A 13103-nucleotide genomic window follows, 5' to 3' on the forward strand; every position below is an offset into this window, starting at 1 on the left:
CAGCGCTGCCAGCTCGCGGTCCGCGTCCTGCCCGGCCACGGCATCGGGCGCCTCGGCGGCCCGCAGCAGCGCGCCGGTGCCGCACGCCGGGTCGAACACGGTGCGGGCCGGGCCGGCCAGCGCGGCCATCAGCTCGGCGAGGTCGGGCGGGGTGAGGGTGTGCTGCCTCGGGTTGGCGTCCAGGTAGCGCCCGAGCAGGAATTCGTACGTCTGCCGTGGCCCCAGCTCGGCCGCCAGTTCGGAGACCCCGCGCAGCAGGTCGAGCTCGACGGGGCGGCCCAGGGTGAACTGCTCGGCGAAGCGCAGCGCGAAGACCTCGTCGAGCGCCTCGGTGAGGGCGTGCGCCCTCAGGTCCGCCCAGTCGTCCGGCCGGTCCCGTACGAGCAGCAGGACGGCGCCTGCCTGGCGCAGCGCGGTGAGGGCGCCGGCCGGGTGGCTCTCGACCTGCTGCCAGACGCGTTCGCGCAGCGGGACCTCGGCCAGCTTTCCCTGGCCGCGCAGCCACGCCTCCACCTCGGCGAGCGCGAAGGCCGGGCTGGTGTCGGTGCCCCCCACCGGCCGGGGGAAGTCGGCGTGGCGGCGCCGCCAGTTGCTGACCGCTGCGCGCCCCACCCCGGCGAGCCGCGCGATCCCGGCGGCGGTCACCTCTGCTGCGTTCTCCGGCACCTGGCGCCTCCCCTTCCCTGTGGCCCCGAGCATACCGATGAAGACGAGAGAGATCGCTTCACGGCGTGAATTCATTTTATTCTCAGAGTCATGTTGACTCGGTTCACAGTCAGATGCTGTGATGGCTCCATCGCCTCACGGCCCGTCATCCCAGGGGGAATCCACATGCACCAGCACGTCTTCCAGCGCGCCACGATCGCCCTCGTGGCCACCGCCACCGCCCTCGGCCTCGCCGCCTGCAACCCCACGGGTGGCAGCAGCACCGCCGGGCAGCAGTCCCAGAAGAAGACCATCGCCGACCTCACGGGCCCTCAGATCGCCACCAGGGCAATCAAGGCCACGAAGTCCGCCACCTCTCTCACCATGGACCTCGACGGCAAGAGCGGCGGCCAGGACATGGCCTTCCACATGGCCCTGGACACCAAGGGCGACTGCACCGGCCACATCAAGACCGCTGACGGCACCATCCAGCTCATCAAGGCCGGCGCCACCGCCTTCCTCAAGTTCGACGACGCCTACTGGACGTCCCAGGGCAAGGACGGCCAGACCGCCAAGTCGGTCATCGGAGGCCGCTGGATGAAGACCAAGGCCACCGGCGCCGACGCCAAGGACCTCACCAGCTCCTGCGACCTCTCCCAAGTCCTCACCGGCTTCGAGGGCGGCGACACCGAGGCCAGGAAGGGCGCTCTCACCACTGTCGACGGCGTCCCCGCCATCACCCTCACCGAGAGCGACGGCGCCGAGCACTACACCATCTACGTCGCCACCGAGGGCAAGCCCTACCTGCTCAAGCTCGTCACCAAGGGCGGCAAGGAGCCGGGTACCCTCCTGCTCTCCGGCTTCGACAAGCCCGTCAACGCCAAGGCCCCGGTCGCCAAGGACACCGTCGACCTCGACAAGCTCGGCGGCTGACCCGGCCTCACCGCATCCCTCACCGCACCGACACGAACGGCAGCACCCACGACATGGCAGTCGACGCCTCCCCCGTCCCCCACGAGCCGATAGCCCCCGAACTGGCGGCTCTGGCCGCCGCCGAAGGCCTCGGCGCCCACCGCTTCACCATCCACCCCCAACGCCCCGGCGTCCTTCGCCTGGGCGGCCTGCTCCTCTTCGGGATCCTCGGCCTCTTCGCCCTCGTCCTGCCGGGCCTCTACTTCTTCTGGCTCGCATCGCAGACGCCCAGCCTCTCCCGCGCCCAGGCCGCCCGCCGCCTCCACCTCTTCGAGCACGGGCTGATCGAGACCGCCAAGGACGGTACCCCCGCCGCCTTCCGCTGGGACTCGATGATGGCCCTCCAGGAGATCACCGAGCGCTACGCCAACGGCATCTACGTCGGCACCACGTACGTCTACACGCTCCACGCCAAGGACGGCACGTCCCGCAAGCTCACCAACTTCTATGCCGAGCCCGAGCGCTGGGGCCCCTTCATCCAGCAGGAGATCACCAACTTCCAGCTCCCCGGCCTCCTCGCCCGACTCGACCAGGGCGAAACGCTCCGCTTCGGCGACCTCTCCGTCAGCCGCGGCGGCATCGCCACCGCCAAGTCCGGCTCCGCCACCTGGGCCGAGATCCAGGGGCTCCAGATCAAGAACGGCGCCCTTTTCCTCCGTAAAGGCGGCAAAACGCGTTCCTGGTCCACCAAAGCCGTCAAGGACATCCCCAACTTCTTCCTCTTCCTCGCCCTGGTCGGGCAACTGCGGCCGTAAAGTTCCGTTCGTGGGCATATCAAGGGCGGGAACCGCACTGGTGGTTGTGGCGATCGGGGTAATAGGCATCGCGGGCTGCAAGGACACCACCGCGACCGGGACGGGCAACAACGCTGCACCCAAGGGCAGCGCCCTGACGGCGGTGAACGACCTCACCGTGAAGGGGCGGGCGCCGAAGACGGGCTATTCCAGGGCCCAGTTCGGGAAGTCCTGGGTCGACACGGACCACAACTCCTGCGACACCCGGGACGACATACTCCAACGCGACCTGACGGCCGAGTCGTTCAAGGCAGCCCAGGGCGGCGACTGCATCGTCGCCACCGGCACGCTGGACGATCCGTACACCGGAAAGGCCATCCGCTTCACCCGCGGCAAGAGCACCGTCGACATCGACCATGTCGTCGCCCTGTCGGACGCCTGGCAGAAGGGCGCGCAGCAGTGGACCCGCGACAAGCGCGAGCAGCTCGCCAACGACCCGCTGAATCTCCTCGCCGTCGACTACTCCTCCAACCGCATCAAGGGTGACGCGGACGCGGCGACCTGGCTGCCGCCCGACAAGAGTTTCCGGTGTGCCTACGTGGCGCGGCAGGCGGCGGTGAAGAAGAAGTACGGCGTGTGGGTCACCAAGGCCGAGCAGACCGCGATGCGCACCGTGCTCAACACCTGCCCCGGCGAGAAGCTCCCCGACTCCGGCAAGCCGGTCGCCTCCGGCGCCCCCGTCACGGACCCGACCACCTCGGCCCCGGCGGGGACGACGCACTACGCGAACTGCGACGCCGTACGAAAGGCGGGCGCGGCCCCGCTCCGCAAGGGCGACCCGGGGTACTCGCGGTCGCTGGACCGGGACGGCGACGGAGTCGCCTGCGACAGCTGACCGACACCTGTCGGTGCGGTTCTCGTTTGTACGAGTGCTGGATATAGCGGTGCCTGAGTCAATATCCTCGATCATCGCCAGGTCGTGCACCGTCGCTCGATCCCTTGCCGGGAGGCAAAATGCTCCGCCGCAGGACTGCGCTCTCCTTCACCGCCGTCGCCGTGCTCGTCGCGACACCACTGCTGACCTCGTGCGGGACCCCGCGCCCAGGGGCCGCGGCGGTGGTCGGCGGACAGCGGATCACGGTCGCGGCGGTACAGACGAGGGTCGACGCGGTGCGGGCCGCGCAGGAGAAGTCACCGCAGGCGGCGCAGCTCATCGAGGCGAGCAGCAATCTGCAGAGCACCACGGTGCACACCCTCATCGAGGCCCGGGTCATCGACCGGGCCGCCAAGGACGCCGGGGTGTCCGTCACCACGTACGAGGTCCAGCAGGCCAGGGCTGCCGCCGAGAAGCAGGCCGGCGGCAGCGCGAGCCTCGAGGCGCAGGTGCTGCAGACGTACGCGATGGTGCCGGCCGACATCGACGACAGCATCCGCACCGACCTGACCCTGCAGAAGGTCGCCAAGCACTACGGCGCCGACATGCAGACGGCGACGGGGCAGGCCAAGGTGTTCAAGGTGCTGCAGCAGACCTCCGACAAGCTCGGCATCGACGTCAACCCTCGCTACGGCACCTGGAACTCCCAGAAGCTCACCCTCGACACCACCAAGGACCCCTGGCTCACCCAGGTGACCGCGACCTCGGCGAGTGCGTAGGGAGGTAGTTTCGTCGGGTGGACTCGAACTCGACGAATGACGACGCCGGCACCGCGCCGGGGCGCCTCCTGCTGCTCACCACCACCCACCGGGTGGCGCCCGGCCTGCTCTCCTGGCCTGCCTGGGAGGCCCTGCACGGCGCGGACCAGGTGGTCTGCCCGGATATGAACCACCCGCTGCTGCCGTATCTGCGGGAGGCGGGCGTCACCGTCGAGCGCCTCTCGCCCAGCGGGCGCGAGCTGGTCGAGCTCACCGCCGGCGGCCGCACAGTCGTCTACATCGCCGGCGGCGAGGGCGACCCTGCCGTCACCGACGAGCTGGCCCGGCTCGGCGGCTCCGGCCGCGTCGCCATGCCCGACCTCGAGCTGCTGCCCGGCTCCTACGACCTGCCGGGCGCGCGGCTGCTCGACCTGGTGCAGGTCATGGACCGGATTCGGCGCGAGTGCCCGTGGAGCAGCGAGCAGACCAGCGCGGAGCTGGCGAAGTACGGGGTCGAGGAGGTCTACGAACTCGTCGAGGCGATCGAGGAGGGGGATCAGGAGGCGCTGCGCGAGGAGCTCGGGGATGTGCTGCTCCAGGTGGTCTTCCATGCCCGGATCGCGCAGGACGACGACGAGGAGCCCTTCTCCATCGACGACGTCGCCGGGACGATCGTGGACAAGCTCATCCACCGCCACCCGCACGTCTTCGGCGACGCGGTCGCCGAGACCCCGGAGGACGTTCAGGCCCACTGGCAGCGCACCAAGGCGATAGAGAAGCAGCGCACCTCCGTGACCGAGGGCATCCCCCTCGGCCAGCCCGCCCTGGCCCTCGCAGCCAAGCTCTCCGGCCGCGCCCGGGCCGCCGGGCTCGACGTGCCGGTGACCTCTGGCGCCGACTACGGCGAGCGGCTGCTCGACCTCGCCGTGGCCGCCCAGGCCGCCGGCATCGACCCCGAATCCGCCCTGCGCACGGCCGCCCGCCGTTACCGCGACGCGATCCGCTCCGCCGAGGGCGGTGCCTGACCGGAGCGGGTGCGCTGACGGGCATGTTGCCCCGGCCCGTAAAGGGGTACAAATAGGGCATGAGTGCTGTGGAGCAGGTCCACCTGGCCGTCACGCACGATTACCTCGTGGGGATCGCGCCATTGGTGGTGGGAATTTTCCTCGTCGGGATTCTGGTCGGCGCCGTCTCGCTGGGCCTGTGGGCCCGGTCCAAGGAGCCACCCCCGGAGCAGAAGCCGCAGCCCCGTGCAGGGGCCTGGCAGAAGCGTGAGGAGCACGAGCAGGGTGCGCCGCCCGATCACGGGCCCGGGCACCAGGACGGCGAGCGGCATTCGCTCACCGAGACACGCGAGACGGATGAGTGGGTACAGGACGGGACCCGGCGCCTGCCGCACTCGATGAAGGGCTTCGGGAACTGGGGTTCGCACACGGTGAAGTACAAGTAGCCTCGCCGGATGCGTATCGAGGTACCCCACGCCTGGCCGCAGGGCGAGTCCGAGGCGCTGGCCCTGCAGGACGAACTGCGGCCCCGAGCCGATCATGTCGGTCCGGGACCGCAGTCGCCGCGCCTGATAGCGGGCCTGGACGTGGCCTACGCCGGCAGCGGCGGCGCGGCCGACGAGGTCGTGGCGGCCGTGGTGGTGATCGACGCGCGGACGCTGGCCCCGGTCGAGCAGGCGACCGCGGTGGGTCGGGCGTCCTTCCCGTACGTACCGGGGCTGTTCGCCTTCCGGGAGCTGCCGGTGCTGATCCAGGCCCTGGAGCGCATCCGTACGACCCCCGACCTGCTGCTCTGCGACGGGCACGGCCTGGCGCACCCGCGCCGCTTCGGGCTGGCCTGCCACCTCGGCGTGATCACCGGCATCGCGACGGCGGGCGTCGCGAAGACCCCCTTCGTCGGGACGTACGACCCGCGCGACCTGGCCCCTGTACGCGGCTCGTACGCGCCCCTCACCGACGGCGGCGAGACGGTCGGCCGGGCGCTGCGCACGCAGGACGGCGTGAAGCCGGTGTACGTGTCGACGGGGCACCGGATCGACCTGGACACGGCGTGCCGGCACGTCCTGGCGCTGGCGCCGAGGTACCGCCTGCCGGAGACGACCAGGCTCGCGGACCGCCTCAGCCGGGACGTGCCGGCCTCGTAGGGTCGTAGGGTCGTGGGGTGTCTGAGACCCCGACCCTGTTCACCTGGGAATTCGCGACCGATCCCTACCCCGCGTACGGATGGCTGCGCGAGCACTCGCCCGTGCACCGCACCACCCTCCCCAGCGGAGTCGACGCATGGCTGGTCACGCGCTACGCGGACGCCCGGCAGGCTCTCGCGGACGCGCGCCTGAGCAAGAACCCGGTGCACCACAGCGAGCAGGCCCACCACAAGGGCAAGGTCGGGATCCCCGGCGAGCGCAGCGCCGACCTGATGACCCATCTGCTCAACATCGATCCGCCGGACCACACGCGGCTGCGCAGGCTGGTCTCGAAGGCCTTCACGCCACGCCGGGTGGCGGAGTTCGCGCCGCGCGTGCAGGAGCTCACCGACCGGCTGATCGACGGCTTCGCGAAGACCGGGGAGGCGGACCTCATCCATGAGTTCGCCTTCCCGCTGCCGATCTACGCGATCTGCGACCTGCTCGGAGTGCCGGCCGAGGACCAGGACGACTTCCGCGACTGGGCCGGGATGATGATCAGGCACGGCGGCGGACCGCGCGGCGGAGTCGCCCGCGCGGTGAAGAAGATGCGGGCGTACCTGCTGGAGCTGATCCACCGCAAGCGGGCCGATCCGGGCGACGATCTGATCTCGGGGCTGATCCGGGCGAGCGACCATGGCGAGCACCTCACCGAGAACGAGGCGGCCGCGATGGCCTTCATCCTCCTCTTCGCCGGCTTCGAGACGACCGTCAATCTCATCGGCAACGGTACGTACACGCTGCTGCGCCACTCCGAGCAGCGCGCGCAGCTGCAACAGGCCCTGGCCGACGGCGACACCGCGCTGCTCGCGACTGCCGTCGAGGAACTGCTGCGCTACGACGGGCCGGTGGAGCTGGCGACCTGGCGCTTCGCGACCGACCCGCTGACCATCGGCGGCCAGGACATCGCGACGGGTGATCCGGTGCTCGTCGTACTGGCCGCCGCCGACCGCGATCCGGCCCGTTTCGAGCAGCCGGACACCCTCGACCTGACCCGCCGGGACAACCAGCACCTCGGTTACGGACACGGCATCCACTACTGCCTGGGCGCCCCGCTGGCCCGACTTGAGGCGCAGGCCGCGCTGGCCACGCTGCTGACCCGGCTGCCGGACCTGAGCCTGGCCGCCGAGCCGTCGGAGCTGCGCTGGCGGGGCGGATTGATCATGCGCGGACTCCGGACTCTTCCGGTTCTTTTCACCCCTGAGGGGTAGTTCGGGCTGAGCAGGGGCGATACGGAATATGACACTCCGTCAGTCCCGTGATCTCGGCGTGATCTCCGATACATCGACTTGTGATGCCATGGCCAACGCCGCTACGTTCTGCGGTCATCGCAATCTTCGTTTGAGAAAGGCGATCGCATGCTGACGTCCGGGAACGGCAGACACCGCAAACCGCGCCAGGCTCCCACCGCAATGGTGGCGGTCGCGGCGACCGGGGCCGGGATCGCGCTCCCACTCTTCGCCGCGGGCGGCGCACAGGCCGCCGACGTCAGTGCCACCACCTGGAACGCGGTCGCGCTCTGCGAGAGCGGCGGCCTGTGGAGCGCCAACAGCGGCAACGGCTTCTACGGCGGACTGCAGATAACCCAGCAGACCTGGGACGAGTACGGCGGCCAGGACTATGCGAAGCGCCCCGACCTGGCCAGCCAGAACGAGCAGATAACCGTGGCCGACCACATCCTCGGCTCCCTCGGCGCCGACGCCTGGCCGACCTGTGCCGACATCTCGGGCCTCACCGCCGCGGTCACCGACACCGCCTCCGGCTCGGCCTCCACCTCCACTTCCACATCCGCCTCCCCGACGGACGGGGCGACCGGCACCCCCACGGACGGGGCCACCGCCCCGACCGGCGGCGCCACGGACACCCCGACCGACTCCGCCTCCGGCTCCACCACGGACACGGGCACCGGCGGCTCGACGAAGGCCACCGCATCCCCGGATTCCTCGTCCACCAAGGCCGCCACCCCCGCCCCCGCCGCCACCACCCCCACCCGCAGCACGGGCCGGCACGCGAAGCCCGAGACCGTCCCCGCCACCGCGGAAGCCGCCTGGGGCAAGCTCGGCCGCAGCACGACCAAGGCGGACTCCGACATCACCGGCCCGAAGCGCTACCGCGTCCGCGACGGTGACTCGCTCTGCGACATCGCCGTCGCGGAGCACGTGACCGGTGGATGGCACGCCCTCTACGAGGCCAACAAGACCGTGATCGGTGACGATCCGGGAGTGATCCACCCCGGACAGTATCTGACGGTGGGGTAGCCGTGTGACAAGCCTTACCCAGATTTTTAGGTACTGAGTGTCCGTTCGGTCCTGATTCACCCACGCTCACCTGGAATTATATGAATTTCCCGGGTCGGGATGGGTGCTTCCGTGGTGATCTTGAGGGGATTGCCCTTACCCAAAGCCTTGCTTACGGTCGACATCGCTCGCCGCCGCGGGCCCCGCCGGTCAGGTACGCCGAATCCTGCCGCCGACCGACGGGAACAGTCGACGCGAAAGCGCCGTAGGCAGGAGCGGGGGACCCACAGGTTCGCCGCCGTACGGAAACGGATGGATCCGGCTCCGTACGGCTTGGGGTTAAGTGCTGCGCGCATGCCGCGCGGCGCCGGGCACTCACTCGGCCCGAACCCGACAGCTGACCTCGTAGGCGTCGGTGAGGAACCAATTTCATGATTCGCCGTGCCTCCAAGACGGTCCGCTACGCCCTGCTCGGCGCCGTCGCCACCACCGCTGTCGCCGTCCCGATGCTGACCGCCACCACCGCCTCCGCCGCCCCCGCGTCCGCGTGGGACCGCGTCGCCGTGTGCGAGTCCACCGGTAACTGGCACATCAACACCGGCAACGGCTTCTACGGTGGCGTGCAGTTCACCAAGTCCACCTGGGCAGCCTTCGGCGGCACCAAGTACGCCGCCCGCGCCGACCTGGCCAGCAAGGGCCAGCAGATCAACATCGCCGAGAAGGTGCTGGCCAGCCAGGGCAAGGGTGCCTGGCCGATCTGCGGCAAGAACCTCTGACACCAGCTGTTCATCCCACGGCTCCCCGGCCGGGTACGCACTTCCCCCCTGCGTGCCCGGCCGGGGCTTTTGGTGTCGGTTAGGCTCAGCACGAAAAAGAAGAGACATCCAAAGGAGACTCACGTGCCGTCCATCGACGTCGTCGTAGCCCGGGAAATCCTCGACTCGCGAGGCAACCCCACCGTCGAGGTCGAGGTCGGCCTCGACGACGGAAGTACTGGACGGGCCGCAGTTCCGTCCGGCGCCTCCACCGGAGCGTTCGAGGCCCTCGAACTGCGGGACGGCGACAAGAGCCGCTACCTCGGCAAGGGCGTGGAGAAGGCCGTCCTCGCCGTCATCGAGCAGATCGGCCCGGAGCTCGTCGGTTACGACGCCACCGAGCAGCGCCTGATCGACCAGGCGATGTTCGACCTCGACGCCACCCCCGACAAGTCCTCGCTCGGCGCCAACGCCATCCTCGGCGTCTCGCTGGCCGTGGCCCACGCCGCCTCCGAGGCCTCAGACCTCCCGCTCTTCCGCTACCTCGGTGGCCCGAACGCCCACGTGCTGCCGGTCCCGATGATGAACATCCTCAACGGCGGCTCGCACGCCGACTCCAACGTGGACATCCAGGAGTTCATGATCGCCCCGATCGGCGCGGAGTCCTTCTCCGAGGCCCTGCGCTGGGGCGCCGAGGTCTACCACACGCTCAAGGCGGTCCTGAAGGAGCGCGGCCTGTCCACGGGCCTTGGCGACGAGGGCGGCTTCGCACCCAACCTCGACTCCAACCGCGCCGCCCTCGACCTCATCGTCGAGGCCATCAAGAAGGCCGGCTACCAGCCCGGCCAGGACATCGCGCTCGCGCTCGACGTCGCCGCGTCCGAGTTCTACAAGGACGGCTCGTACGAGTTCGAGGGCAAGGCCCTCTCCGCCGCCGAGCTCACCGCGTACTACGCCGAGCTCGTCGACGCCTACCCGCTGGTCTCCATCGAGGACCCGCTCTTCGAGGACGACTGGGACGGCTGGAAGACCCTCACCGAGCAGCTCGGCGACAAGGTGCAGATCGTCGGCGACGACCTCTTCGTCACCAACCCCGAGCGCCTCCAGAAGGGCATCGACAACAACACCGCCAACGCCCTCCTGGTCAAGGTCAACCAGATCGGCTCCCTGACCGAGACCCTCGACGCCGTCGAGCTCGCCCAGCGCAGCGGCTACAAGTGCATGATGTCCCACCGCTCCGGCGAGACCGAGGACGTCACCATCGCCGACCTCGCCGTCGCCACCAACTGCGGCCAGATCAAGACGGGCGCGCCCGCGCGTTCCGAGCGCGTCGCCAAGTACAACCAGCTCCTCCGCATCGAGGAGATCCTCGACGACGCCGCGGTTTACGCCGGCCGGTCCGCGTTCCCCCGCTTCAAGGGCTGACGCGGTAGCTGTACGCAGCCGGGTTGGGCCAGCCCGTCCGCCTGAGGCGGTCGGGCTGGCCCAACCCGGCCACGGCTACACACCCTGCGACGGTGGCCCAGGCCCGGGCGCGGGTGGGCACAACCCTCCCGTGTGCGCGGCCTACGGCCGCGTAGGGTGACCGAAGGCGCAGCCGCCGACCCAACGCGAACCCCCCACCGGAGGTGCCCGTGCCGGACCGCTTCTCGACCGCGACGCGGATCCGCGCCCTGGGCGCGCAGGCGCAGGCCCGCGTGTACCGGGCGACGGGCAGAGGCCCGAGCGGACCGCGCCGGAACCGGCTGACGGGTCGGGCGGCCGTGCTGGCGCTCGTGGTGTGTGCGCTGGTGGTCGCCCTGGCGTACCCCATGAGGCAGTACATCGCCCAGCGCAGCGCCATCGCGGACCAGCGCCGCCAGGCGCAGGAGGCGCGGCAGCGGGTGGACCAGCTCCGGGAGGAGAAGGCACGCTGGCAGGACCCGGCGTACGTACGGAGCCAGGCGCGGGAGCGGCTGAACTACGTCCTGCCCGGCGAGACGGGATATACCGTGGTGACCCCGGGCGCCACCGCGCAGAACAGCGCCGACCGGCACGACGCGAGCGAGGCCGCCGGCCGCAGGCCCTGGTACACGAACCTCTGGGACGGCGTGGATCACGCCGACGGCTCCGCCCCCGCCCGTGCAGCAAGCAACTAACGAACGGCACGAGAAGACACCCCGCATGGAAACGCCCCCACCCGCCACTCCGCACACCCCGCCCACCGACGAGGACATCGCCGCCTTCAAGGAGCAGCTGGGCCGCCCCCCGCGCGGCCTGCGGGCCATCGCGCACCGGTGCCCGTGCGGCAATCCGGACGTCGTGGAGACCCAGCCGCGCCTTGAGGACAGCACGCCGTTCCCGACCCTCTACTACCTGACGTGCCCGCGCGCGGCCTCCGCGATCGGCACCCTCGAGGCGGACGGCGTCATGAAGGAGATGACGGCCCGCCTCGCCGAGGACCCCGAGCTGGCGGCCGCGTACCGGAAGGCCCACGAGGACTACATCCGGCGGCGCGACGCCATCGAGGTCCTGGAGGGCTTCCCGAGCGCCGGCGGCATGCCGGACCGCGTGAAGTGCCTGCACGTCCTGGTCGGCCACTCCCTCGCCGCCGGCCCCGGGGTGAACCCGCTGGGCGACGAGGCCATCGCGATGCTCCCGGAGTGGTGGAGCAAGGGCCCCTGCGTAAGCCCCTGCTCAGCAGAAGCAGCGGCAGAAGCCGCAGCAGAAGAAGAAGCGGAGCAGAAGTGACCCGGGTCGCGGCCATCGACTGCGGTACGAACTCCATCCGCCTGCTCGTCGCGGACGCGGATCCCGACACCGGCGAGCTCAAGGACCTGGACCGCCGGATGAAGATCGTCCGGCTCGGCCAGGACGTGGACCGTACGGGCCGGCTCGCGCCCGAGGCGCTGGAGCGCACCTTCGCCGCCTGCCGTGAGTACGCCGCCGTGATCAAGGAGCTGGGCGTTGGGGGTCCCGCCGAAGGTAAGGGGAGCCTGCGCTTCGTGGCCACGTCCGCCTCCCGTGACGCCTCCAACCGCGAGGACTTCGTACGGGGCGTCGTCGACATCCTGGGCGTGGAGCCCGAGGTGATCACCGGCGCGCAGGAGGCGGAGTTCTCCTTCACCGGGGCGACCAAGGAGCTGACCGGACGGGACGACCTGGCGAAGCCCTACCTCGTGGTGGACATCGGCGGCGGCTCGACCGAGTTCGTAGTCGGCAACGACACGGTCACCGCCGCCCGCTCGGTGGACATCGGCTGCGTACGGATGACCGAGCGGCACCTCGTGCGTGAGGGAGAGATCCTCGACCCGCCCACCCTCGGCGCGATCACCGCCATAAAGGCCGACATCGAGGCCGCTCTGGACCTGGCCGAGGAGTCGGTGCCGCTGAAGCAGGCCCGTACGCTCGTCGGGCTGGCCGGGTCGGTGACGACAGTGGCCGCGATCGCGCTGGGCCTGAGCGAGTACGACTCGACGGTGATCCACCACTCCCGTATCGGCGTTGACCGGGTCCGGGAGATCACCGGGCAGTTGCTGGCGGCCACGCACGCGGAGCGCGCGGCGATCCCGGTGATGCACCCCGGACGGGTGGACGTCATCGGTGCGGGGGCCCTGATTCTGCTCGAGATCATGGAGCGGACGGGGGCCGGAGAAGTGGTGGTCAGCGAGCACGACATCCTCGACGGCATCGCCTGGAGCCTCGCCTGACGGCACCCTCGACGGCACGCCCGAAATTGTTTGTGAAACTCTTCACATGAAGTTCCGGCCCCACGGCCCAGTTTTCGAAGGCCGGGGGCCTCACGGCCCTCAAAACCCCTTGCGGGACTGTGTTTCCGCCGTATTGCAGGATCTCTCGGCGACCCGGCCCCCGTGGCGATCTCCGCACTTCAAAGGGGTCGATCAACGCTTGCGCCATACACCAGGTTCCCCCGCGGCGCTGTGGCCCTGATCACGAAGCG

Annotated in this window: 13 protein-coding genes, 3 pseudogenes and 1 riboswitch; of the genes and pseudogenes, 15 read left to right on the forward strand and 1 reads right to left on the reverse strand. The window is 70.1% G+C overall.

Annotation, left to right across the window (positions count from 1 at the left end; all coding sequences use genetic code 11):
- Positions 1-666 (reverse strand): N-6 DNA methylase (locus EFK10_RS36015; protein ID WP_206305727.1); only part of this gene is annotated, 666 nt, incomplete at its 3' end.
- Between the two features lie 165 nt (positions 667-831).
- Between EFK10_RS36015 and EFK10_RS36020 the strand changes: the two genes are divergently transcribed.
- The 15 genes and pseudogenes from EFK10_RS36020 (at position 832) to EFK10_RS36080 (ending at position 12852) form a co-directional block, all read left to right on the forward strand.
- Positions 832-1578, forward strand: coding sequence for a hypothetical protein (locus EFK10_RS36020; protein ID WP_127359851.1), 747 nt, complete (start codon positions 832-834; stop codon positions 1576-1578).
- A 53-nt stretch (positions 1579-1631) separates the two neighbouring features.
- Entirely contained in the window at positions 1632-2372 is a 741-nt protein-coding gene (locus tag EFK10_RS51285) for a DUF6585 family protein (protein ID WP_240677683.1), read from the forward strand.
- A 10-nt stretch (positions 2373-2382) separates the two neighbouring features.
- A pseudogene (locus EFK10_RS51290) lies at positions 2383-3072 on the forward strand (HNH endonuclease family protein); the annotation flags it as partial.
- A gap of 72 nt (positions 3073-3144) precedes the next feature.
- Positions 3145-3246, forward strand: a pseudogene (locus EFK10_RS52355) (excalibur calcium-binding domain-containing protein); the annotation flags it as partial.
- A gap of 119 nt (positions 3247-3365) precedes the next feature.
- A complete protein-coding gene (locus EFK10_RS36030; RefSeq protein ID WP_127359853.1) occupies positions 3366-4004 on the forward strand; it encodes a SurA N-terminal domain-containing protein in 639 nt (212 codons plus the stop codon).
- A 17-nt stretch (positions 4005-4021) separates the two neighbouring features.
- Positions 4022-5008 carry a nucleoside triphosphate pyrophosphohydrolase gene (locus EFK10_RS36035; protein ID WP_127359854.1) on the forward strand — a complete coding sequence of 329 codons (987 nt, stop codon included), beginning with the start codon at positions 4022-4024 and terminating at the stop codon, positions 5006-5008.
- Between the two features lie 59 nt (positions 5009-5067).
- On the forward strand, positions 5068-5433 hold the full coding sequence (locus EFK10_RS36040) for a DUF6479 family protein (RefSeq protein ID WP_127359855.1): 366 nt from the start codon (positions 5068-5070) through the stop codon (positions 5431-5433).
- 9 nt (positions 5434-5442) lie between these two features.
- Positions 5443-6132 carry an endonuclease V gene (locus EFK10_RS36045; RefSeq protein WP_127359856.1) on the forward strand — a complete coding sequence of 230 codons (690 nt, stop codon included), beginning with the start codon at positions 5443-5445 and terminating at the stop codon, positions 6130-6132.
- A 17-nt stretch (positions 6133-6149) separates the two neighbouring features.
- Positions 6150-7382 carry a cytochrome P450 family protein gene (locus EFK10_RS36050; RefSeq protein WP_127359857.1) on the forward strand — a complete coding sequence of 411 codons (1233 nt, stop codon included), beginning with the start codon at positions 6150-6152 and terminating at the stop codon, positions 7380-7382.
- Positions 7383-7529: 147 nt separating this feature from the next.
- The gene (locus EFK10_RS36055) at positions 7530-8429 is read left to right on the forward strand and encodes a LysM peptidoglycan-binding domain-containing protein (RefSeq protein WP_127359858.1); all 900 of its coding nucleotides are present in this window, start codon (positions 7530-7532) and stop codon (positions 8427-8429) included.
- A gap of 230 nt (positions 8430-8659) precedes the next feature.
- Positions 8660-8835, forward strand: a riboswitch (cyclic di-AMP (ydaO/yuaA leader).
- 4 nt (positions 8836-8839) lie between these two features.
- Positions 8840-9181 (forward strand): annotated as a pseudogene (locus EFK10_RS36060) (transglycosylase family protein); the annotation flags it as partial.
- Positions 9182-9307: 126 nt separating this feature from the next.
- The gene (gene eno, locus EFK10_RS36065; RefSeq protein ID WP_127359860.1) at positions 9308-10588 is read left to right on the forward strand and encodes a phosphopyruvate hydratase; all 1281 of its coding nucleotides are present in this window, start codon (positions 9308-9310) and stop codon (positions 10586-10588) included.
- A 209-nt stretch (positions 10589-10797) separates the two neighbouring features.
- Positions 10798-11301 (forward strand): FtsB family cell division protein, encoded by a 504-nt coding sequence (locus tag EFK10_RS36070; protein WP_127359861.1) that lies wholly within the window; start codon positions 10798-10800, stop codon positions 11299-11301.
- A gap of 25 nt (positions 11302-11326) precedes the next feature.
- The gene (locus tag EFK10_RS36075) at positions 11327-11893 is read left to right on the forward strand and encodes a DUF501 domain-containing protein (protein ID WP_127359862.1); all 567 of its coding nucleotides are present in this window, start codon (positions 11327-11329) and stop codon (positions 11891-11893) included.
- On the forward strand, positions 11890-12852 hold the full coding sequence (locus EFK10_RS36080) for a Ppx/GppA phosphatase family protein (protein ID WP_127359863.1): 963 nt from the start codon (positions 11890-11892) through the stop codon (positions 12850-12852). The genes EFK10_RS36075 and EFK10_RS36080 overlap by 4 nt, the downstream gene beginning before the upstream one ends.
- Positions 12853-13103: the final 251 nt, after the last annotated feature.

It is taken from the genome of Streptomyces soli (assembly GCF_003999195.1).
Classification (GTDB): domain Bacteria; phylum Actinomycetota; class Actinomycetes; order Streptomycetales; family Streptomycetaceae; genus Actinacidiphila; species Actinacidiphila soli.

Coding starts and splice junctions, on each gene's coding strand:
- EFK10_RS36020 (WP_127359851.1), top strand. CDS start 832: ATGCACCAGCACGTCTTCCAGCGCGCCACGATCGCCCTCGTGGCCACC.
- EFK10_RS51285 (WP_240677683.1), top strand. CDS start 1,632: ATGGCAGTCGACGCCTCCCCCGTCCCCCACGAGCCGATAGCCCCCGAA.
- EFK10_RS36030 (WP_127359853.1), top strand. CDS start 3,366: ATGCTCCGCCGCAGGACTGCGCTCTCCTTCACCGCCGTCGCCGTGCTC.
- EFK10_RS36040 (WP_127359855.1), top strand. CDS start 5,068: ATGAGTGCTGTGGAGCAGGTCCACCTGGCCGTCACGCACGATTACCTC.
- EFK10_RS36045 (WP_127359856.1), top strand. CDS start 5,443: ATGCGTATCGAGGTACCCCACGCCTGGCCGCAGGGCGAGTCCGAGGCG.
- EFK10_RS36055 (WP_127359858.1), top strand. CDS start 7,530: ATGCTGACGTCCGGGAACGGCAGACACCGCAAACCGCGCCAGGCTCCC.
- EFK10_RS36075 (WP_127359862.1), top strand. CDS start 11,327: ATGGAAACGCCCCCACCCGCCACTCCGCACACCCCGCCCACCGACGAG.